Source organism: Lacticaseibacillus pantheris DSM 15945 = JCM 12539 = NBRC 106106 (genome assembly GCF_001311175.1).
Taxonomy (GTDB): domain Bacteria; phylum Bacillota; class Bacilli; order Lactobacillales; family Lactobacillaceae; genus Lacticaseibacillus; species Lacticaseibacillus pantheris.
Window position 1 is genome coordinate 24,299 of the sequence record NZ_BBAI01000019.1, and the last position, 21,664, is coordinate 45,962.

Annotated in this window: 15 protein-coding genes and 6 pseudogenes; 12 read left to right on the top strand and 9 right to left on the bottom strand. The window is 50.2% G+C overall.

Annotation, left to right across the window (positions count from 1 at the left end; genetic code table 11):
- Window positions 1–2: 2 nt before the first annotated feature.
- Window positions 3–449 (top strand): PTS sugar transporter subunit IIA, encoded by a 447-nt coding sequence (locus JCM12539_RS07365; protein ID WP_054650393.1) that lies wholly within the window; start codon window positions 3–5, stop codon window positions 447–449.
- Window positions 450–621: 172 nt separating this feature from the next.
- Here JCM12539_RS07365 and JCM12539_RS07370 read toward each other — a convergent pair whose 3' ends face one another.
- Window positions 622–3,003 carry a family 20 glycosylhydrolase gene (locus JCM12539_RS07370; RefSeq protein ID WP_054650395.1) on the bottom strand — a complete coding sequence of 794 codons (2,382 nt, stop codon included), beginning with the start codon at window positions 3,001–3,003 and terminating at the stop codon, window positions 622–624.
- Between the two features lie 514 nt (window positions 3,004–3,517).
- Here JCM12539_RS07370 and tagD point away from each other — a divergent pair.
- The 5 genes and pseudogenes from tagD to JCM12539_RS14100 all read left to right on the top strand — a co-directional run bounded on the left by tagD (window position 3,518) and on the right by JCM12539_RS14100 (window position 9,253).
- Window positions 3,518–3,904 (top strand): glycerol-3-phosphate cytidylyltransferase, encoded by a 387-nt coding sequence (gene tagD, locus JCM12539_RS07375; protein ID WP_054650416.1) that lies wholly within the window; start codon window positions 3,518–3,520, stop codon window positions 3,902–3,904.
- Window positions 3,905–4,537: 633 nt separating this feature from the next.
- Window positions 4,538–5,314 (top strand): HTH domain-containing protein, encoded by a 777-nt coding sequence (locus JCM12539_RS14090; protein WP_225350290.1) that lies wholly within the window; start codon window positions 4,538–4,540, stop codon window positions 5,312–5,314.
- A gap of 74 nt (window positions 5,315–5,388) precedes the next feature.
- Window positions 5,389–6,285: a PRD domain-containing protein gene (locus tag JCM12539_RS14095; protein WP_225350291.1), complete on the top strand. Its 897-nt coding sequence runs from the start codon at window positions 5,389–5,391 to the stop codon at window positions 6,283–6,285.
- A 107-nt stretch (window positions 6,286–6,392) separates the two neighbouring features.
- Window positions 6,393–7,260, top strand: a pseudogene (locus JCM12539_RS07385) (ketose-bisphosphate aldolase).
- 32 nt (window positions 7,261–7,292) lie between these two features.
- Window positions 7,293–9,253: pseudogene (locus JCM12539_RS14100) on the top strand (PTS fructose transporter subunit IIABC).
- 221 nt (window positions 9,254–9,474) lie between these two features.
- On the opposite strand, the gene JCM12539_RS07395 reads toward JCM12539_RS14100, so the two are convergent.
- The 4 genes from JCM12539_RS07395 to JCM12539_RS15560 all read right to left on the bottom strand — a co-directional run bounded on the left by JCM12539_RS07395 (window position 9,475) and on the right by JCM12539_RS15560 (window position 12,084).
- Window positions 9,475–10,710, bottom strand: a complete 1,236-nt coding sequence (locus JCM12539_RS07395; protein WP_082405400.1) for a DNA/RNA helicase domain-containing protein — start codon at window positions 10,708–10,710, stop codon at window positions 9,475–9,477.
- Complete coding sequence (locus JCM12539_RS07400; RefSeq protein WP_054650399.1) at window positions 10,661–11,011, bottom strand: hypothetical protein; 351 nt, start codon at window positions 11,009–11,011, stop codon at window positions 10,661–10,663. Before JCM12539_RS07400 ends, JCM12539_RS07395 begins: the two co-directional genes overlap by 50 nt.
- 123 nt (window positions 11,012–11,134) lie before the next feature.
- Window positions 11,135–11,536: a hypothetical protein gene (locus tag JCM12539_RS07405; protein ID WP_054650401.1), complete on the bottom strand. Its 402-nt coding sequence runs from the start codon at window positions 11,534–11,536 to the stop codon at window positions 11,135–11,137.
- A gap of 119 nt (window positions 11,537–11,655) precedes the next feature.
- Window positions 11,656–12,084 carry a sunset domain-containing protein gene (locus tag JCM12539_RS15560; protein ID WP_439645130.1) on the bottom strand — a complete coding sequence of 143 codons (429 nt, stop codon included), beginning with the start codon at window positions 12,082–12,084 and terminating at the stop codon, window positions 11,656–11,658.
- Here JCM12539_RS15560 and JCM12539_RS07410 point away from each other — a divergent pair.
- Window positions 11,984–12,295 carry a hypothetical protein gene (locus tag JCM12539_RS07410; RefSeq protein WP_054650403.1) on the top strand — a complete coding sequence of 104 codons (312 nt, stop codon included), beginning with the start codon at window positions 11,984–11,986 and terminating at the stop codon, window positions 12,293–12,295. The genes JCM12539_RS15560 and JCM12539_RS07410 overlap by 101 nt on opposite strands.
- A 278-nt stretch (window positions 12,296–12,573) precedes the next feature.
- On the opposite strand, the gene JCM12539_RS07415 is transcribed toward JCM12539_RS07410, so the two are convergent.
- Both JCM12539_RS07415 and JCM12539_RS15190 read right to left on the bottom strand, forming a co-directional pair.
- Window positions 12,574–13,005: a hypothetical protein gene (locus JCM12539_RS07415; RefSeq protein ID WP_369396078.1), complete on the bottom strand. Its 432-nt coding sequence runs from the start codon at window positions 13,003–13,005 to the stop codon at window positions 12,574–12,576.
- 210 nt (window positions 13,006–13,215) lie between these two features.
- Window positions 13,216–14,099 (bottom strand): annotated as a pseudogene (locus JCM12539_RS15190) (dihydroxyacetone kinase subunit DhaK).
- Between the two features lie 155 nt (window positions 14,100–14,254).
- Between JCM12539_RS15190 and dhaK the strand changes: the two are divergent.
- The 5 genes and pseudogenes from dhaK to JCM12539_RS07445 all read left to right on the top strand — a co-directional run bounded on the left by dhaK (window position 14,255) and on the right by JCM12539_RS07445 (window position 17,581).
- Window positions 14,255–15,248 (top strand): annotated as a pseudogene (gene dhaK, locus JCM12539_RS07425) (dihydroxyacetone kinase subunit DhaK).
- Window positions 15,249–15,261: 13 nt separating this feature from the next.
- Window positions 15,262–15,852, top strand: coding sequence for a dihydroxyacetone kinase subunit DhaL (gene dhaL / locus JCM12539_RS07430; protein ID WP_054650408.1), 591 nt, complete (start codon window positions 15,262–15,264; stop codon window positions 15,850–15,852).
- A complete protein-coding gene (dhaM, locus tag JCM12539_RS07435; protein ID WP_054650410.1) occupies window positions 15,849–16,217 on the top strand; it encodes a dihydroxyacetone kinase phosphoryl donor subunit DhaM in 369 nt (122 codons plus the stop codon). Before dhaL ends, dhaM begins: the two co-directional genes overlap by 4 nt.
- 13 nt (window positions 16,218–16,230) lie before the next feature.
- Window positions 16,231–16,941, top strand: coding sequence for an MIP/aquaporin family protein (locus JCM12539_RS07440; RefSeq protein ID WP_054650412.1), 711 nt, complete (start codon window positions 16,231–16,233; stop codon window positions 16,939–16,941).
- Between the two features lie 427 nt (window positions 16,942–17,368).
- Entirely contained in the window at window positions 17,369–17,581 is a 213-nt protein-coding gene (locus tag JCM12539_RS07445; RefSeq protein WP_054650414.1) for a hypothetical protein, read from the top strand.
- Between the two features lie 107 nt (window positions 17,582–17,688).
- On the opposite strand, the pseudogene metF reads toward JCM12539_RS07445, so the two are convergent.
- Both metF and metE read right to left on the bottom strand, forming a co-directional pair.
- Window positions 17,689–18,557 (bottom strand): annotated as a pseudogene (metF, locus tag JCM12539_RS13435) (methylenetetrahydrofolate reductase [NAD(P)H]).
- Window positions 18,547–20,829: pseudogene (metE, locus tag JCM12539_RS07455) on the bottom strand (5-methyltetrahydropteroyltriglutamate--homocysteine S-methyltransferase). Before metE ends, metF begins: the two co-directional pseudogenes overlap by 11 nt.
- Window positions 20,830–21,664: the final 835 nt, after the last annotated feature.

Here is a 21,664-nt window from a genome sequence, read left to right on the forward strand (position 1 = left end):
AAGTGACCGAAGAATATTTTCCGATGGACCTAGAGGATGTTTATTTTACTGAAGTTTCAAACCAGATAGAACTTTTCAGATACTTGGCAGAAGTTGGTCGGAAAAAGTTATACTTGGAAGATGCAGAAGACGTTGTCGAGGCATTTATCCGACGTGAGCGGGAGGCCTCTACTGGAATGTTTGATGGCATCGCTATTCCGCATGCAATCTCGGATCACATTTCTACAGCTAGGATTATGGTAGCCAAAAACACGAAGCAAATTCCTTGGGAAACCTTTGACGGACAGGACGTTTCATTCGCGATTGCGTTTCTAATTCCAGCTAAAGGCGAGCAAGAACATTTAAAGTTGTTGTCTGAAGTTGCACAGAAGCTCGTTGATGATGATAACAGAAAAACATTGCTAGGCCTTAATCGTGCTAATGATATTTATCAATGGTTAAAGGCGTAGATGATTATGTGCGCAAATTAATAGCATCATAAATATTGCGACCATCCCAATGAAGGGAGGCCGCCAATATTTTTACTATACGAGCTGAAAGACTCCACGTTTATCTGTTGATTAATGGATTGTCTGCTGAGCTATGCTCTAGCACTATAAAATCTAGCAGTAGTTTTGATACTTAAACATTGCGCTTACTAGTGATACTCAATCCGAATACCGCCAGCAATGTAGTTAAAGCACCCAGAATTGTGACCAATACGCCTGGTTCGTCACTGTCACCAGTCTGCGGGTATTCCCGGGTGTCCTTATGCTGAGCGTTACCCATGTTGGTATTAGTCGAACTAGATGCATCGGCTTTAGCAGTTTCCTGTTGCGTTAACCTTGCTACGGTCGGCATGGTGACCACATCTCCTGACCCAAGCGTGACGTTCTCACCTTCAGTTAGCAGCGTCTGCTCACCAGTATCCTTCGCGGTGGCCGCCGGCGCTACAGTCTGCTTGGTATTATCATAGTACTCACTCGCTTCAACCGACACGCCATCACCCATGCTAGTCTTCGTGATGGCCGGATTCCACGCAACTTTGTCTAGGTCCGCCGCGGTAATTGACGTGGCGTCGACCCTGAACTTGAAGGCTGCAAAGTCGTCAAAGCTGATGCTGTCGTCGACACTCCAGGCCTTCTGGGCGAAGGCGCGGAATGGTGCGGCAAAGTCGCGCGCGACCTCGTCCTCTGTTTGGGCGTCGTAGTTATCACTCCAGATGGAAATGGCCGAACCCAGAAATTGGTCGGTGAGCTTGGTGTGGTCGATGGTCTGGGTAAACGACTTGCCATCAATCTTACCGTCACCCTGGACGCCGGCAAAGACACCGTTGTCCCAGCCGTTGTAAATCTTGTCCGCTTTGGGGTACGTGTAACCGGCGTTCTCACCCAGAACGTAGTAGAGGTAGCCGTCGTCGTAGTTGACGATCTTGTGGCCCTCATCAATGATTGTTTGCAGCGTTGGCATCGGGGTACGGCAGTGGGTCCAGTACTTCACAGCCATGTCTTTGTTGAGGCCCACCAGGGACGAATCGTCAGACCGGTAAATGCGGTCGTGGAAAATCATTGTCGCGTACCCTTTGCTTTGCACGTACTCGTCCATCGTGTTGAGGAAATCGTAGAATGCCTCGACACCATTGGCCTGGTCTCCGTACTTGGCGACCGCGGAGTTATACAGCTTAGGGAACGAGCGTTTCATGGTCGCGGTTGAGAAGTCGTTTTGCAGGAATTCATCGCCGCCAATGTTGAAGTAGGGGCTCGAGTCACCAAAAACGGCTGCGAATTCGTCGATGAGGGACTTCATGAAATCGACGGCATCCGGATTGGTGACGTCCAGGTAATTGGCAAAGGCGGGGATGGAACTCTTGTCCACCAGCTTAAATTCCGGGTGGGACTTGAGCACCTGCCCCAGATGTCCCGGCATGTCGAGCTCGGGCGTCACGGTGATGAAGTTCAACTTTGCGTACGCGACGATTTCTTTGACCTCATCCTGGGTGAGGTATTCGGGTGACATGATCTCGGGGTGTACTTTTGATTCCAGCATGAACCCTTTGATGTCGGAAAAATGCATGGTCAAGTCGTTGGCCTTGGACGCGGCCATCTCATCAATGAGGTCCAAGAACCACTGCTTGGAGTAGTACTTGCGGCCGCAATCCACGGAGACCTCACGCAACCCGACCTCGGGTGCGTCGGTAATGATGCCTTCCGGGAGTGCCTGTCCCGACTGCACCATCTGGGATAGTGTCGTGAGGGCGTAAAAGGCACCCTGCGCCGTGCGGGCGTTGATGGCCATGCTGTCGGTGGCGATTTTGATGGTATAGCCTTCGTCGTTTTGAACGTTCTGATCCGCCGCGTTTAGTTGGATGATGCCGTCCAGGCCAGTGGCAGCGGTGGTGAGCACTTGGAGCTCGTTGCCCGTGGCGGCTTTGTACGTGGCCGCAAACTTGTTGACCTGATAGCCCAGCGGGGAGTCCTCGGCGAGCCCGGCGGCAGCGATGTAGTGGTAATTGTGCCAGTTGATGGCCTGGTTGCTGGTGGCCTCGTAATCCTTGACGTTGGTCACCGCGACTTGATGGGTGTCGCCAAAGTCGTCGCCGGGCTGGACGTCGGGGACTGTGGTTGGTGTCGTCGCGGTGGCTACGGATGCGGTGGGCGTGCTTGTGGATACGATTTTGTCAGCGGGTGCGGGATCCGTGGCGGGCGTCGTTGCTACGTTTGTCGCCGCCTCCTCGTTGGTGGCCGGCTGCTCCGTTTGGTCGGCCGCCGTTACGGTTGTGTCCTGGACCGAGTCAGCGCTTGGTGACGGGTTAGCTGTCCCGTTTGGTGTGGCTGGGGCAACTTTGCCTGTGTCCGGTGCGGTGGTGGATATGTTTGATGGATCATCCGACGATTGTGTTTGCGTCGCCGTTTGCGGGGATGTAGTGGCTGCCGCGTGTGCTGTGTGGTTGGTGGACAGTCCCAGAGATACCCCAGTTAATATTACGGTGCTGAATAGTAGATCGCGCCATTTGCCCTCAATCATGTTAAAACCTAACCTTTCGTTTTGTGTGCAGTAGCATACCTAAAAGTGACGTCAATATGATGTAACGGTAGGTCGGACGAGTTGCTGCAGTTCCTGTGCAAAACTGGGTGGGCCAAAGTGGATTTAAGTGATTGCTAGTGTAACTGGATGATGCCTAACTGTTATTTAACTAGATGTGTGGGCGGTCCTCCTTTCACGAATTGGTCTACACCAGTCGAGTGGATTATAGCAGGATATGGGGATGATGTAAACGCTTTCTGATATGTGCCGATTGATTTTTTTTGAAAGATTGAATTGCGATTAAATGTGTTATTAATCTTTATAATTGGAAGTTATAAAACGCGGCTTTTCCACTTTGTTTGTGGCTGGTTTTCTGGAGCTTGCCAGTGATTGCCCTCTATATACAAGCGCTGGTCTGGAGAGTATTCTTTTGGTGACAGGATTTTATGGGGACGGTTTAGATCGCTACTTTGCCTTTGCATTTTGTATTTATATTAAGGAAGGTCGGTTATTTATGACTACAGTATTAACGTACGGGACATTTGATTTACTCCACTGGGGACACATCCACTTGCTTGAGCGCGCCGCCGAGCTGGGTGATCGGCTGATTGTTGGGCTCTTGACTGACGAGTTTAACGCGCAGAAGCACAAAGAAGCCTACAATTCGTACGAACATAGAAAGTACATTCTGGAGGCCGTTCGTTATGTGGACGAGGTCATTCTGGAGCGTAGTTGGGAACAGAAGATTGGGGATGTGCAGGCGAATAACATCGACATCTTTGTCATGGGGTCCGACTGGGAGGGGCAGTTCGACTTTTTGCGTGAGTACTGCAAAGTGGTGTATTTACCGCGGACGAATGGGGTTTCTACTTCGGAGATTAAGAGCGATTTGAAGGGGTGAAGGCTGGACATTAGTTGATTTTTGGGAAGAATAAACTGCAATTTAGATTGGCTTTGCCCGAATCTGAACCGATGTGCTGTAGCGAAATCTCTTGTATAGGCTGTTAAAAGTACGGAGAGCCGCGGAGATTTATGGACCGTATTTATACACGATATTCTATCCAAATGTAAGGTATAATTTGGGCAGGTTAGAGTAAAGTCATGAAAATTGGGTAATGCTACAACTGCCGATGTTGATCTGACGGGATTTGTTTACTGTGCTCTCCGCGCATGCGGAGGTGATCCTGGACTTGAGGTCCTTGTACACGGTCGTTGGATGCTGTTCTCCACCAACGCGGATGTAATTGGAAGTTTATTAAATACCGAACCCACCTGTTCTATCGTTTTGCTTAACCATGAGCGTTCTTTTTATCCATTAGCAGACTCTTCCTTGCGCATCATCGGGCACGCCATCAATATTCCCCATCAGGCTCTCCGCAAAGGAGGGTCTTTTTTTTCGCTCCTAGGAAGCTCGTTGCCATTCTTTTCCGCCTACCGGAAAATCTCGTTCTTTGTAAGCGAATACATACGGGGCATAATATAGTTGTCCGCTAGGGATGGATAGGCCTATCTAATGTGTGAGGGAGGAGATTTTGTGAACAAGAATATTCAGCAAATGCTTAATATACTCCTGCAACAAGACAATTACCTAACGGCGTCACAGCTAGCTAGCATGCTTAACGTTACCGAGCGAAGTGTTCGTAACTATGTCCGTACGCTTAACCAAACGGGAACCCAGGAACCATTGATAGTATCTTCGCCTGAGGGATACAAACTTCAGCGTGAGATTTACAACCAGAGCGTCAAATCACGGCTGTTCGATCAAGGTGACCTGGAGCAGTTATACAAAATTGCTTTGATATTGATACAGCAGAGAGATTACATGACCTTTGATGAATTGGCGACACGTCTCAATTACTCGGTCGAAAGCATCCGTAGTCGTGTGCAACTTCTGTTTGCCCGTATTGACGAGATGGATATTCAGGTACAGCTAGATTCCCAAATATTTGTGGGCATCCGGATTGTCGGTAATGAGGCACAAAAACGACTGTTGCTAGAACAATTCTTACCAATTAGCAGCATCACCAAGGATAACCCGTCGCAATCAATTACCGGTGTGCTGGGGATTGTTGCTACTAACGAGCGGGTCAGTACGATTTTGACAGTGATGGACAAAACCTTTGCTGAACAAAGCGTGTCAATGGACTTCGTGGTCTACGCAAAGATTGCCTGCCATTTAGTAATCTGTCAGTGGCGCTGTGAGCAAGGATGGTGTTTGGATAACACCACAGAAGATAATGGTAGCGTGATTACCCCGAGAATACGCTTGCGCAAGAACTGTTGTCTGGACTACTACCGAACGATGTGTTAAAGGGTGAAATTAGTAGTCTTGCCAATTACCTAATCGCGTTACCCATTAGTATCCGTTCAACGGTCACCCCAAAAATGGATGCGAATCAGCGGTCGGCGATTGATTCCGTGCTTAAAATGGCTGAGCGTAATTACTCAGTGCCACTGTATAGTGACGAACACTACCGTGCACAGATTACCAACCACATCACTCGATTGATCAATCCCTTGACTGAACGGATTCCTATCTTTAATCCGTATACCCACGAAACTAAGCGCGAATATCTCTTTGCATATTCAATTGCTTGCTACCTCTATGACAACCTGGAGGGGCAGTTCAATGTTGTCATTCCCGATTCAGAGATTGCGTACCTCGCAATCCATATTCAGCTCGTGCTTAACGAGGAGACCAAGACGACGATATCAGCGTGCTTAGTATTTAATGGCAAAGCTGCGGAGGCAGAGTTGTTCCGTTATAAGTTACAAAATTATTTTCCGGAAATTAGAATTAATCAGGTTGAATCTAACGTTAAGCGAATAGCGCTTGAACAATATCAATTAGTGATGGTTTGCGGAGTGGATGGCGGAGATTTGCCTGAATGGAAGACAGTCGCGGTTGATCGTGGTCTGACTCCCACTGATGTAAATCGTATCCAAGTATTTGTCGATACGTTTGGGACACACTCGTTAATCGAGTCGCTGGATTTTTACCACATTAACCAAGCTACAAGTACCGATGTTATTCGTGAGTTAGTAGTCAAAGCGGGGTATGGGAACCTGTTGCCGTATTTGCTCAAGCGCGAAGCTATGTCATCGACAGATATTGGTAATTTGGTTGCGTTGCCTCACCCATTCTTGAAGGGTTCCGAGGGGACTGCGAAGGTGATTGTCGGCATTAACGACAAGCCAATTCGCTGGGGGCACCAAACCGTACAACTAGTCATTATTTATATCCCGGCAGCGGATCTTAAAACTAACAAAACTTTTTTTTGACGAAGTTTATGCCCGAACCAGTAGTCCTGAGTTGGTGCACCGATTGATCCACGCCCAGGACAAGACGTCATTTATACAGATATGGAATAAGAGAGGAAGAATTTAAAATGCTATATAACATGGTTGATTTGTTGAACGTTGCCTACAAGAACCACTTTGCTGTTGGTTCCTACAACGTTGCTAACAGTGAATTTGTGGAGGCTATTATTGCTGCAGCAGAGGCCAAGAACTCGCCTGCTATCATTCAGATTCACCCTAACGAAATTGGGTTGGTTGGTGAAAACTTTGTTGCGTACGTTCGGCAGGCAGTTGCGCTTGCTAAAGTACCAATGGCCATCCACGTGGATCACGGCGCAACTTTGCAGGACTGCATGATTGGGATTCATAACGGCTATAACTCCGCCATGATTGACGCCTCCGCTTTGCCTTGGGACGAAAACGTTGCTGTGACCAAAAAAAAGTGGTTGAGGCCGCGCATGGAGCTGGCGTTGCGGTTGAAGCTGAGTTGGGCACGATTGGCTCCAACGAATTGAGCACTGAGGCACTGGCGTCAACAAAATTTTGTACACGAAACCCGAAGACGCTAAAAAGTTTGTTGAACTAACTGGTGTGGATTCGCTAGCAGTGGCAATTGGGACGCGGCACGGTCACTACTCTCACGTTGATAAGCCCGAGCTGCGGATTGATTTACTCGAGCAGATTCACGAAGCTGTAGACATTCCTCTGGTTTTGCACGGTGGTTCTGATAATAAAGACGAGGAGATTAGGAAGACATATCAGCATGGCGTTGCCAAAATCAATCTTTCAACAGACATGAAGACGGCCTTCTTCAAGCAGTTACGCCAGAACTTGATTGATAACCCGGATGCATACGAGCCTGACCAAATGATGCCATCCGCACGGGCAGCGGCCCAGGTTGTGGTTGAGGGCAAGATGGACTTGTTCAACTCGACGGATAAGGCCGAGCTGTACTAAGTAGATGTAGATCACTTGGGAGGTGAATCGACATGCGAATTGATGAGTTAATTGATGTGCGTAACATCGACACTGATATTACCCCGATGAGCAAAGAGGACGCGATAGCACGGATGGTTGCGTTGCTGGCCCAAAACGGCTTTGTCAGTGATGCGGACGTGTATGAAAAGGCAATTTATCATCGTGAATCGGAGATTTCAACGGCTGTGGGGTATGGGGTTGCAATTCCCCACGCGAAAACAGCGGCCGTTAAAAAGGCCACCATTGCAATTTTGCGTAACCTGGGTGGAATCCAGTGGGGCGACGAGCGCGTTAATCTCGTGTTTATGATTGCTGCGAGCGATGCTGACTCCGACGAGCATTTACGCATGCTGTCGAAGATTTCGACATTCTTGATGGACGAGGTGTTTAGGGCAAAGCTGTTAACTGCCCCGGATGCTAAGACGATTTATGATGAATTATTGAAGGAGGACGCGGCTAAGGATCAGGCCGGTGATAGTACCAAAGCTCAAAGTGAGAACGGCAAATACCTTGTGGGCATTAGTGCCTGTATGACTGGGATTGCTCACACTTACATGGCCGCTGAGGCGTTAACGAACGAAGCCAAGAGTCGGGGGATGCGGGTCAAGATTCAGACTAATGGGTCAACCGGCGTAGAAAATCGACTCACGCCAACAGATATTGAGCAAGCAGACGCAATTATTGTTGCGCATGACGTGAAGGTGGACACATCGGTATTTGGCGATAGGCCGTACTTGGACGTTGCAGTAAAAAAAAGGCGATTGACCAGCCGGCGCCTTTACTTGACCGGGCTTTGGCTCAGGGTAGTACGGTAACTGGATTAGGTGACGGTGCCCATAAAGCACATAAAAATAATTTGGAAACGGCGATGGGTAAAAGCAACGTAGAAGACGAAGAACTATCTCCAGCGGGAAAGTTTGGTCGGGCGTTCTACACCCACATTATGAGCGGTGTTTCGTACATGATTCCGTTCGTTGTGGTCGGCGGGATTTTTATCGCCATTTCGTTTATGTTTGGAATCTACGCTTCCGATCCGAAGAACGACCAGTACAACATTATTGCAGCCTTCTTCAATGAAATTGGTGGCAACGCAGCGTTCAAACTGTACGTGCCAGTACTAGCCGGATTTATCTCATGGAGTATTGCCGACAAAGCTGGGTTGGCACCAGGTATGATTGGCGGGATGATGGCCGTTAATGGCGGCTCAGGATTTTTGGGCGGCATGGTCGCTGGGTTTCTTGCGGGTTACGTAACGCGAGTCATTGTCCGCGCAACGCGTAAGGTACCACACTCATATCAAGGATTGATTTCGGTATTGGTGGTTCCGTTACTAGCGACTTTGGTAGTGGGTTTCGTCATGTTCTTCTTGCTCAATACGCCGATGTCTAAGCTGATAGATTTCCTGACCAATTGGCTGAAATCAATGAACGGCGCGAACGCCGCGTTGATGGGTGCAATTTTGGCGGGGATGATGGCGTCCGACATGGGTGGTCCAATCAACAAGACGGCCTCCGCGTTTGGACTGGCAATGTTTGCCTCCAAGATTTACGGACCGTCCGCCGCGCTAATGGTCGGTGGTATGGTTCCACCGCTGGGTGTGGCGTTGGCAACGTTACTGTTCAAGAAGAAGTTTACTAACCAGGAACGTGAAGCCGGTAAGGCCAACTGGGTATTGGGTGCAAGCTTTATTACTGAAGGCGCAATTCCGTTTGCGGCAGGAGACCCACTGAGGGTCATTCCGGCCAACATTATCGGTGGTGCTATTGGCGGTGCACTATGTATGGCAGCGGGCATCACTTTGCAGGCTCCTCATGGCGGTATCTTCGTCATCCCAATCGCCTGCAGCAACCCAATTTTGTACACTGGTTGTATCCTGTTGGGCACGGTGATTACCGCGATGATACTTGGATTTACTAAACGTACACTCACACCGGAAGAGATGAACCGGCGAATGAGTGGCGGGATTATCTAGGATAGCTAGGGAGACGCTCGTAAGAGGGCGTCTTTTTTTTGATGAAGTCGTTATCCGGGAGACGACGTAGGAGAAAAGGGTTGATAGCAACCGGCCTATCAACCCCCCCAAAAAAAATCGAATCCTTTTTTTGGCATCGAGAACTCTATGGTAATTTTCAACACAGTTAGCCATCGAATAACTACAATAATCTTCGAAATAGTAATATTTGTTGAATACTATCAATGCTTATTAGCGTTATCATTCTTCAACCCCAAAACAATCTCAGTAATAGCATTGAACACATCCCGATTATTAACGATGGCAACAGCCAGCTGTTCACGTGCTCTCGTCATGTTAACGTAACTTTCGTGATCAGTAAAATAATACTCCGTACTATTCTTGATGATTTTTCCGTCCTTTGAATACTTGACGGAGCCGTCTAAATATGTCACGACGTTGTCTGCTTCATCACCAATAATTTCGTGCGTATTCTTGCTAACATCGCTAAGTTTTACGAATTGGTCAGCACTAGAAGTTCCGTGACTATCTGGTGTTAGTGTCAAGAAAATGTATCCACTATCAATCAATTTTCTAATCCACGGAATGGCACTATCCGCATCGGCGAAGTATTTAATTTGAACCACCTCTCGTATCTTTTTGCTGGTTACGTCAGCCTTTGGTCTTTCATTCAAGTCAAAAACGTTTCTGACAAAACCGGTAATATACTTATTAGCACGGAATGAATTTTCAAGCGAATATAACTCACCTAAATTGTCGGACACATAGCCATTTGCCAGTGATTCAACGATGCCGCCACTATCCTTCCTGCCCAAACGTTGCTCTACATCAAAAAATATTCCAATGGTTTTACGCCCAGCATTGTTGTGAGCCCATTGATTAATGAATATTCTGAGTATTCCGTTTATTCGCTGAGCCTCATCAACTAGAACGACGTCGTAATCATCCAAATTAGTGGAGGTAGCATCTTTTCCTGAAACAAAGTCTGTTTCAGGGAAGTGCTCCTTAAGCTTGCTATGAATTTCTCTGGTGTAACCTGGAAAAATAAAGAGAATTTTTCTTCTCTGATAAAACCGTCGAATGAAATCAAACGCAATCAGTGTTTTTCCGGTGCCAGCTTGACCTTTAACCGATACAATTCCCGGCGAAGCCAGACGATCTGAAATTATTTGCTGCTTATTTGATAACCAGTACTCTCCCGCAACAAATTCGTCTATTTGCTTTGTGGGAGAAATTAGATAATCCTTTGGTGTCAAAAGCTCTACTTGGTTAACAATTGGCTTGGATAGTTTTTCTTTTTGATCTTCGTATTTTAGAAGCAATTTAGCGAAATCGTCGATGGAAAATGGAGATAGGTGGCCGTTTATTTCGCGAAGAACCTTATTTTTGTCTGCACAATATACTAAATTAATAACATTGGAAGAACACAATCTGAGTAATCTTTTTTTGCTTTTCAAATTTCATTAAGATCCTATCAGCCTTTTTAATTCCGTCTTCGTCCTTAAGATCGATATTTATTATTGTTTCACGCCCAAAATACAATATGTCAAAGTCTGGAACAACCTTTAAGTCGGTATCTAGGTAAAAATCAAATATATCGCGTTCGGGTGGTAGTAGCTTAATAATTTCTTTGCCCAACAGGACAAAATCATGCTGTTCCCTAGGTTTACTCTGCATTGTATGGTACTTTAGTGCATTGCTTATGACGTTATCGTTAAAGCTGGAAACAAACTCTCGTAATGAAAAACCTGTACTCATTATTTTATCCTCACGTATACGATACGGGGTTTATCTGTAATTCCTTTAGATATTAAGGAAAAGACTTTTCCGTAATCTGCAATTTTTATACATATAATCTAATTTATGCACATGCAGTTATTGCTAAGTAAATTTTGTAATTTTTCCATAATGATTCACTTTTTTTAAGAAGTAGACCATTAGTCCCAAAATGAGAATAAGTGTTAATGTGACTTCCCAATAGACAACGGCGAGCCCAACAAGCAGAAAAACGAGCACCATTCCCCATCCCCAAACGTGGGTTGAACTACTACTTGCCGAAGTAATCGACCGGTGTGGACTGTTTTTGCTAAAAAGCTTTCGAGGATCAACTGTTGTTCGACTGTATATCTGATTATATATTTTCCGTTTTGGATGAAGCCAGCCCATACCGCGTTTGCCATAACCAGGAATGATGGCGCGCTTAAAGCTTCGTGTCGCTCGTCCTTTGGTCATCGCGGAAAAGGATCCTTTGAAACTGCGACGACGAATGCCCACTTTAACCATAATGATCCTCCTTAATCAGCATAGACCCATATGTAATAAAAGAAGATTTCAGCAAATTCAGCATTGTATTCAACAACTGCTTAGTTTTTGAAACCTTCTTTTTTTGATTATTTAGTTAATTAGCGGAGTGACTTACGGTAACCAGCATTAATAGCATCTTGTTCACTATTAAAGTAAACGGCGTTAGCGCCACTAATGTGGTAAGTCGCTTGGCCAGGGACGTGATAAATATGTGACCTAGCATCACCAATTATTTGTTGGCCCGTTGCGACTGTGCCGTTATTGTTGTTGGCAGCTGCGGACGCAGCCGCATCGGAAGATGCAGCCTGGCGTGAGGTGCTTTCGGCATAGGCACGTGCAGCAGACGAACTTGCTGCGGCAGACGATTCCGAGGCGGCTACTGCTCGGCTTGATGACTCAGCTGCGGCACGGCTGGAAGAAGCCGCAATGCTTGATGATTCTGCTGCTTTTCTAGATGATTCCGAAGCTGATTTCTTCGATGCCTTTTTGGCAGCTAATCGTCGTGAGGAACGTTTAGCCGCGCTGATGGATTCGGACTTCTTTTTGGCGGCTTTTTTCTTTGATGCTGCTATTGCCGATTTACTCTTTTTTTGTAGTCTGTGTAGTTTGCTGTGCGTTTGTTGGATCCTTTTCTCCGGCGATTCCAACAGCAATGAAAAGCGCAAACGATACTGCGAGCATAATAAATGCGTATTTCTTAGGACGTTTATACCTAAAAACGCGGTAGAACATAGCTAGCATAGTGACAAATGCCGCTAGCCAAAGAATCACTAAAAATGTGGACATAAAGATACTCTCCCTAAATTATTTTTACTAATAGTGACCGTAGTTGTATAAGTAACAAAGGCCGGTTCCCCCCAGATAGGACTATTAATAAACACATAAGGACAGTTTACTATTTAATTAGTTAAATATCAGTATAAATATTAACATTTGGATAAAGTGTCTAATTAATTCGTGTACACAAACTGGTTTTACGAATCACCCAACAAATTTCACTTGGAATAATAGTGAAATCAGACACGCTTCTTAGGGGTAGTCCCCTCCACCGCCCTCACCCCATCCCCCACAACCACCTCATAATCCACGGCCCCAACACCCAGAATCCGCCGATCCCAGTCCGCAGCGATGCCGAGGCACAGCATATGGCGTGCCGCAATACTTTCACTCTGGTCGTCACCGCCGTCAATCCTCATCACCAGCCGCTCCAGGTGCACCGCGAGTCGTCCCACAAAGTCGACTGCCCGCTGATCCGCAAGCTGTCGGAAGATAGCCTGCTTGGCGTCCAGTTCGTACCCGACGAGGTCGAATATATCCTCCCAACGCAGGTAGTCGAAGTTTTGGTCGATTGCCGCACTCAGCACGTCCTCCACGACCCACTCCGCGACGGCGTACTTGTCTTCAAAGTACTCGTAGAATGTCTGCCGCCGCATTTTCGCCATCCGCATAATGGAGCTGACTGCCGTTCGGTCAAAGCCGTCGCGCACTAGTACCTTGGTGAACGAGACGGCAATTTTTTTTGCGCGTAATGTAAGTCATTGCGGCCTCCTATTGCTGCAGCCAGCTCGGCGTTTGCACCGGCGCCTGCAGGAGTGGTAGCCATGCCGCATTCGCGAGACGGAGCAGGGACAGCGACAGCCCGTGCATCCCGTTGGCACTCAAAAAAAATTGCCGGCTTTGACAAAGTCGACCTGTACGTCTCCCAGCGTCAGCAGTTGTCGGACGTCGTTTGCGAAGACCAGGGTCTCCATCGTGGTTGTGCCCCCCAAAGAGTTCACCAGGACGGCAAAGTGGTCGCCGGCCTGCCAGTGAAAATTAATCTGCAGTTTGTCTACCAACTCGTTGGCCAGCAGTTCCGATGAACGAAACGTCTCCTCATGGTATCCGGGTTCGCCGTGGATTCCTACACCGTACGAAATGGTGTCCTCTGGGAGGGTAAACGACGGATTTTCATGGCCGGGGATGTAAGCACCGCTGGATGAGAATCCAATCGTTTTCAACTCCGGTAGTAGCTGGTCCGCCAGGGTTTGCAATTCGGTCACGGACGCGCCTGGGCCGCGGCTGCGCCGACCACTTTGTGCACCAAAATGGTGCCGGCGACTCCCCGCCGTCGTTGCTGGTGGTCCGCCCCGGTGACCGATACGTCATCACGGACGATTGCCGTTCCGATATTCCACCCGTCTTGGCGTAGTTCCTCGGCTGCCGCCGTGAACTCCTTCACGTCCTGGACGAAATTCTTTACGATAAGGAACGCCCGCCGCTGATGGGTGGCCGCGCGGATAACCTGGACGATTTCCGTCGCAGTCGGGGGCATGAAGAAGTCGCCCATGATGGCACCCGTCAGCATACCTTTGCCCACGTATCCCCAGTGCGCTGGGTCGTGGCCACTACCGCCGCCGCTGAAAATTGGCACCGTCGTATCGGCAAAGGTGTTGTCGATAAAGCCATGCGTACCGGGCACAGCCGTCAGCGTGGGGTAGGCCCATGTGATGCCATCACGCATTTCCGTTAGCGCACGGATCGAATCGTTTAATATTTGCATACGCGTGTCCTCCGCCAATTAGATACTCAAATTATACAGCAAGCCGTACAGATGCCCGAAAGCGGACACATTTACAATCTTGTCCGTCGTTATGTATCCGCTTACAATATATAATATAGGACGTAGAGGTATAACAAGCAAAGGAGACGACATCGATGAAAAAGATTATTAACGATCCCGCCAACGTGGTGGATGAGATGCTGGATGGCTGGTGCGCGGCTACCCGCAGTACGTTGAGCGCATCGAGGCACTGGCGCCATCGTGCGGAGCGACAAGGTGTCCATGCAAGGTAAAGTCGGTTTAGTCAGTGGCGGCGGTAGCGGTCACGAGCCCGCACACCCTGGCTACGTGGGCAAGGGGATGCTGAGCGGTGCGGTGGCCGGCCAGGTGTTTACCTCGCCCACACCGGACCAGATTTACGCAGCCATTAAGGCCGTTAACACCGGTAACGGGGTATTCCTGATCGTGAAGAATTACTCCGGTGACGTAATGAACTTCGACATGGCCAAGGACATGGCGGAACTGGACGACATTCCGGTAAAGTCAATCGTGGTCGATGACGATATCGCCGTGAAGGACAGCCTGTACACGCAGGGACGCCGTGGTGTGGCTGGCACCGTCCTGATGCACAAAGTGCTGGGTGCTGCGGCCGACCAGGGGGCGAGCCTGGACGAGATTGAGGCGTTGGCCCAGAAAGTCTTGCCGAACATTAAGACCATCGCTGTTGCACTATCGGCCGCAACGGTGCCTGAAGTAGGCAAACCCGGCTTTGAACTGGCGGACGACGAGATCGAATACGGCGTTGGGATTCACAGTGAGCCTGGTTATCGGCGGGAAAAGTTGCAGTCGTCGCACGACTTGGTGACGGAGCTAGTCGGTAAGCTGGATGATGAGCAACACCTGTCGCCCGACAAACAGTACGGTGTGTTGGTCAACGGCATGGGTGCAACGCCGCTGATGGAGCAGTACATCTTTACTCACGACCTGTTGAATAACTTGGCTGACCGCAACATCAAGCCGGTGTTCACCAAAGTGGGCAACTACATGACGTCCATCGACATGGCGGGGATTTCCCTGACCATCTTTGAACTCGCTGACCCACAATGGCTTGATTATCTGAACTACCCCGTTGAAACGATTGCCTGGTAAAGGAGGCCCCAACATGACAGAACTAACGGTAAACGTAGCACAACAGTGGTTGGACGGCTTTGCGGCCGCCATCGCTGAGCACAAGGACTACCTGAGCGAGCTGGACACCCCCATCGGTGACGGGGACCACGGTAGCAACATGGCGCGGGGCCTCGCCGCGGTGCAGGAAGCCGTGGATGGCAAGGAGTTTGCCAACCTGAAGGACCTGTTCAAGTCCGTGGCAATGGCGCTGATTAGCAAAGTTGGTGGTGCATCCGGCCCCCTGTACGGCACGGCCTTCCTGGAGATGGCCAAGCTGGGTGACACGGATAGCGACCTGGGTGACTTACTCGCGGCGGCTTTGGCCGGCATCGAGAAGCGCGGCGGGGCTACGCCTGGCGACAAGACGATGGTCGACGTGTGGACGCCGGTTGTCCAGGCCGTCCAGGCTGGTGGCTTGAAGCAAAGTGACGTCGACGCCGCGGTCAACTCCACGGAAGCCATGGTGGCACGTAAAGGGCGGGCGTCATACCTGGGCGAACGGTCCGTGGGCCACCTGGATCCCGGTAGCATGTCGAGCGGCTACCTGTTCACAGCGTTGATTAACACGGGGGTGTTCGCATGAGTTATGGAATTGTTGTTGCCTCCCACGTGGAGGACATTGCCCGCGGGGTCGCGAACCTCGCGCAACAGGCCGCTAAGGACGTCCCCATCACCTTTGCCGGGGGAACGGACGATGGTGGTATCGGTAGCAGCATGACCAAAATTAGTGCGGCGATTGATGCCAACGGTGCCGACGAACTGCTCGCTTTTTACGACCTGGGTAGTGCCAAGATGAACCTCGACATGGCCGTGGAGTTGGCGGACAAGCCCGTGCACGTGTACGATGTGGCCCTAGTTGAGGGGGCATACAGCGCCGCAACGTTAGCTGGCGCAGGTTTGGACCTGGCTGGAATCGAGGCCCAATTAGCGCCGTTGAAGATTAAGTAGGGAGGTGTCGATAATGAGTGGATTTATGGGTGAGTTTCTGGGCACGCTGGTGCTGATTGTCTTTGGTGTCGGCAGTGGCGCGGCCACTAACCTGAAGGGTAATTACGCCCGCAACCAAAACTGGACCTTCATTGCGTTGGCGTGGGGTTTGGCCGTAACTTTTGGTGTGTACGTGGCCGGGCAGTTCGGTTCGCAGGGACACTTGAATCCGGCCGTGACCATCGGCTTTGCGGCCTTTGGCTTCTTCCCGTGGTCGCAGGTGGGTGGCTACCTGCTGGGACAGTTTCTGGGGGCGTTTCTCGGCGCCGTCATTGTGATGATTCAGTACTATCCACACTTCAAAGGTGCGCGTGGCGGTGCAGCCGATGGCAATTCCGTGGGCATCTTTGCGACCGGGCCCGCCATTAAGAACCCGATATTTAACTACCTGAGCGAAACCATCGCGACGTTCTTCTTCGTCTTTGTGTTGTTGAACCTGGGTAACTTTACTACCGGGTTGAAGCCGCTGATTGTTGGCCTACTGATTGTCGTCGTTGGCCAGACACTCGGTGGGACGACCGGATTTGCGATTAATCCAGCGCGTGACTTTGCCCCACGCCTGGCGTACGCAATTCTGCCGGTGCCGAATAAGGGTAGCGCCAACTGGAGCTACGCGTGGGTGCCGATTCTCGGACCGCTGAGTGGTGGGCTAATAGCCGCGGCGGTTGAGGCATTACTGAAATAATGATTTGATTAATGAGGCTGCGGATTCGCAGCCTTTTTGAGTGGATTGGCTGTTGTAGATTACTTAAAGTGTAATTATAGATGGTTCTAACGAATCTGGTGATAGTAAAAGCATAGCTGAATAGTTGATTGCATAGCTACTGGCTATAAAGTATAGCTGAAGTACTGATTGGGCAGTTGATAGGGGAATAATTATAGCCGAATCGGTGATTATATAGTTAAAGTCCCTATCTAATAGCCAGCATTTGAGGTACATAGCTGAGCAGCCAATTGTATAGCTGTTGGCGATAAAGTATAGCTGAAATGCTGATTTAATAGTTGGTAGCTATAAAGCATAGCAAGGTTAGTGATTGACACGTTATATACATGACACATAGCTGAGAGCCATAGCGTTGAGTATTTGGCGGCCAATGAGTCGATCGTTTAACATGACTGAATGGTTACGGGAAAAGGCACTGTACCGTGCACGCGAGCGTAAGGTGCGGATGAACATTATGGTGCCGGTATCACTACGAGACGAGGCCCGGAAGCAGGGTATCAACGGGAGCAAAGTGGCGACCGAAGCTCTAGCGCAGTTGCTGGGTCAGTCACTGATTAAATTTGTCTTCTTGGCGAACTTATTAGCTGGTAATCACAGCTAATAAGTCCGCTTTTTTTGATGTGGTGTGTTGAACAGTACCGGGTTGTGGCCGGGCGCAACGCAAAAAGCGTGGACCGCTGCGGCCCACGCTTTGTTACGTCTGTATATTTATGCCCGTACAATATTTCTAGTCGCCTCAATAATCCGCGCGGCGACCTCCGGATTGTCCATGGTGTATAGGTGGATACCGTCCACACCGTGGGCCAGGAGGTCGACAATTTGGTCGATGGCGTAGGCGATACCCGCGTCCCGGAGCGCCTCCGGTTTATCGGCAAACCGGTTGATCAGGGCCTGTAACTTTTCTGGAATCGTCACGCCGGCCATCATGTGGGCCGCCTGCTTGGCCGTCATCAGGGGCATAATCCCGGCCTCAATGGGCACCGTAATCCCGGCAAAACGGCAGCGCTCCTGGAAGTGGTAAAACTCCTGGTTGTCGTAAAACAACTGTGTGATCAGTTCGCTGGTGCCCGCATCCACTTTGCGTTTCAGGTTCTGGATGTCCGCCAACGAATCGGCTGACTCCGGGTGCCCTCGGGGTAGCAGGCCCCAATCACGTTGAAATCACCCCGCGTGTGGATGTAGCTCACCAGGTCGCTCGCGAACGGAAAGTCGTTGCTGGTACGGCCCGTCGCGGGGATATCCCCGCGCAGCGCCAGGATGTTCTGGATGCCCGCATTTTGTAAATCGTTCAACAAACCGTCCACGTCCCCACGACTGAGCTTAGCTGCGGGCAGGTGCACGACGGGCTCAATACCGTACTTATCGCGAATCAGCGTGGCGATGGCAATGGTGCTATCCTTCGCCGCCAGCCCCGCGTTGCGAAAGGTTACCGAGACAAAGTCAGGTTGGACGCGCTGCAATACCTCCAGGGTGTCACAGACTTTTTGCGTTGCGTTTGGCGCGGTGAGGTCTCGTGGTGGGAAGACTTCAAAGGAGAAGACGGGCTGATCACGGGTGAATAGTTGGCTAGTTTTCATGGCCTTCCAGTTCCTTTCGTACTTGCTTGGCGGCTTTGACCAAGTTAATCAGACTCGCCTTTGTTTCGGGTTCCTCGCGGGTCTTCAAACCACAGTCGGGGTTAATCCAAACGTGGCTGGCCGGAATCTTGGCCAGAATTCGGTGGATAACGTCCACAATTTCCTGCTCGGACGGGATGCGGGGTGAGTGAATGTCGTAAACGCCGGGACCAACGTGGGTTTCAAAGTGATGTTCCTTGAGTACGTCTAGCAGCGTCAGGTCGGCCCGGCTGGCTTCAAAGGAGATGACGTCCGCGTCCAGGTCGTCGATAGCCTGAATGATATCGCCGAATTCGCTGTAGCACATGTGCGTGTGGATTTGTGTGGTTGGTTGTACCTTGCTGGCGACAAGCCGGAATGCGGGTACGGCCCAATCGAGGTACCGGCTAAACCAGTCTTGTTTGCGTAGCGGCAGTTTTTCACGCAGTGCGGCCTCGTCAATCTGAATAATCTTGATGCCGTTCCGTTCAAGGTCGAGCACCTCGTCTTGCAGGGCGAGGGCAATCTGCTTGGTTGATATTTCCCGGGAAATATCCTCGCGTGGGAACGACCAGTTGAGGATGGTTACGGGACCCGTCAGCATTCCCTTCATGATGTGGTCCGTCTGACTTTGGGCAAAGACGGATTCCTTAACCGTAATCGGCTCGCGGCGAGACACGTCACCCCAGATAATGGGTGGCTTCACACCGCGTGTACCGTATGATTGTACCCAACCGTTCTCGGTGAAGCGGAACCCGTCCAGATGCTCACCAAAGTATTCAACCATGTCGTTCCGTTCAAATTCACCGTGGACCAACACATCCAGCCCGATATCTTCCTGGAACTTAATCCACCGCTTCGTTTCCTCGTTATTGAAGGCATCGTACTGCGCCCGGGTAATCTCCCCACGGCGGAGCTGGGCGCGATTCTTACGCACAGCCGGCGACTGGGGGAAGCTACCGATGGTGGTGGTGGGCAGTTCAGGGAGGTTAAATTCGGCCTTCTGAATCGCCAACCGCTCCTTGCGTGCAGGTAGGCGCGTGTAGTCAGCGTCGGTCAAAGCGGCAATCTTGGCGTTGAGGCTGGCGTTTTCTTCGTAACGTGGTTGTGTGAAGAGGTCGGCGTTGCGCTGGAGCAGGTCGCCTTGCTCACCGTTACTACGAATCGTATCCAGTTCGTGTAGCTCGGTGAGTTTCTCGGCTGCGAAGGCGAGGTATTACTTTTCCTGTTCCGGTAACTTGGTCTCATTAGCCAGCGTGTACGGCACGTGTAGTAGCGAACAGGATGTGGTCAGCACTACCGGAGCCGTCGTGTTGCTTGTGGCTTGGCCCAATACCTTGAGCGTATCGGTGTAGTTTGCCTTCCAAATATTTTTACCGTTGATGACCCCGGCGAATAGCGTCTTGTCATCCGGGAAGGGGTGCTCGCGGAGCACGTCCAGGTTGGTCGCACCTTCAACCAAATCAAGTCCGATGCCGTCAAAGTCGAGGGCGTACAGCGTGGTGGCAGAGTCCCGGACATCACCAAAGTAGGTTTGCAACAAGACTTTTAGGTTGCCTTTGCCTGCGAGAATCCCCTGGTACAGGTCGGTAAAGATGGCCCGGTCGGCGTCCGTTTGGTCGTAAACGAGTGCGGGCTCGTCGATTTGCACCCACTGTGCGCCCAGATCGTTCAGCCGTCCCAGAATTTCGCGGTACGCGTTGGTGAGGCTAGTAACAAAGTCGGCTGGCCGCCGTCCGTCCACGAAGCGCGCGAGGCGGAGCAGTGTGTATGGGCCAACCAGCGTCGGACGGGTAGTGATACCGAGCGCCTGTGCTTCTTTGAACTCATCGAAGAGCTTATTACCGACTAGCTGTACGTTAGTGTCCTGGTCGAACTCAGGCACCAAGTAGTGGTAGTTAGTATTGAACCACTTCTTCATGGGCAGGGCCTTCACGTCGCCAGCCGCCCCTTGGTAACCGCGGGCGAGAGCAAAATATTCGTCTAACGGACTTAGCCCCAGCTCCCGGTACCGCTGTGGGACAATGTTGAGCAGAAAGGCGGTGTCCAGGGTTGTGTCAAAGAAGGAGAAGTCGCCGCTAGGAATCTGATCGATGCCCGCATCCTGGATGGCCCGCCAGTTTTGTTGGCGTAGGGTGGCCGCGGTGGCGTTAAGCTCGTCGGCGGTGATTTGGTGCTTGAAGTACTTCTGCGTTGCAAACTTTAATTCGCGGTGCTCGCCGATGCGTGGGAAGCCGATAATTGTTGTGGTCATATTGATTCCTCCAAAGAATGTTAGTGTGAATGATGGGGACGATGGGTGCAAAAAAAGCCGCCCTGGACAGCACAAAGAATGTGCAATTCAAGGGCGACAACGCGCGGTACCACCTTGTTTCGTCAGCGCCTCGCAGCGTTGACCTCAACTGGTTGCGGACACTCTGTGCCGACAACCCGCCGCGATAATGGGCGGACCCAGGCTAACTTTGCTTGCGCTCAGCCAGCCAACTACGTGCATGGACCATCTTCGGACGCGCCACGTTACGACCTTTGCACCACCGGTCGTTCGCTGTGTACGCGGGTATGCGTCCTACTCATCCTGCCATCACTTTTTATGTTGGCCCTAGCTTAGAGCGTTGGCGGGCGGGTGTCAACTTGGCACCGGTGATATTGAAATCGTTTTCGTGGCTTTGTGCAGTGCTGAATGAGGAATAATTCTCCGCGGAAATGTTAGGCGATTGAGTACGTACCCGGACACTTGTTATGGAGAAAATGATGTGCATAAACGCCGTGAGAACAGCCTTTATCGGCCAATCATATTGGTGCTAATTGACGACTGGCAAGCGGCTTGCAGTCAGATAATTGGTTGAGTTGTGGGCTATTAATCAGTCTGTTGTATAGGCGTGGCCTATAGCCGGTGATAGAAAAGTAAAATGTCCTGCGAGGATAATTGAGGCCTGAAGTACAGGTAGGAAACACGGTTGTGGGTACGGCTGAGATTGCTAAAAACATTTGCAGTTAATGGTCGCTCAAATTAAACACATCTAGTTATTAAGGCCTAATCGTTGTGTGCGTATTCAGCCTCCAAGTAGAATAAAAACAAGGGCCGCCAG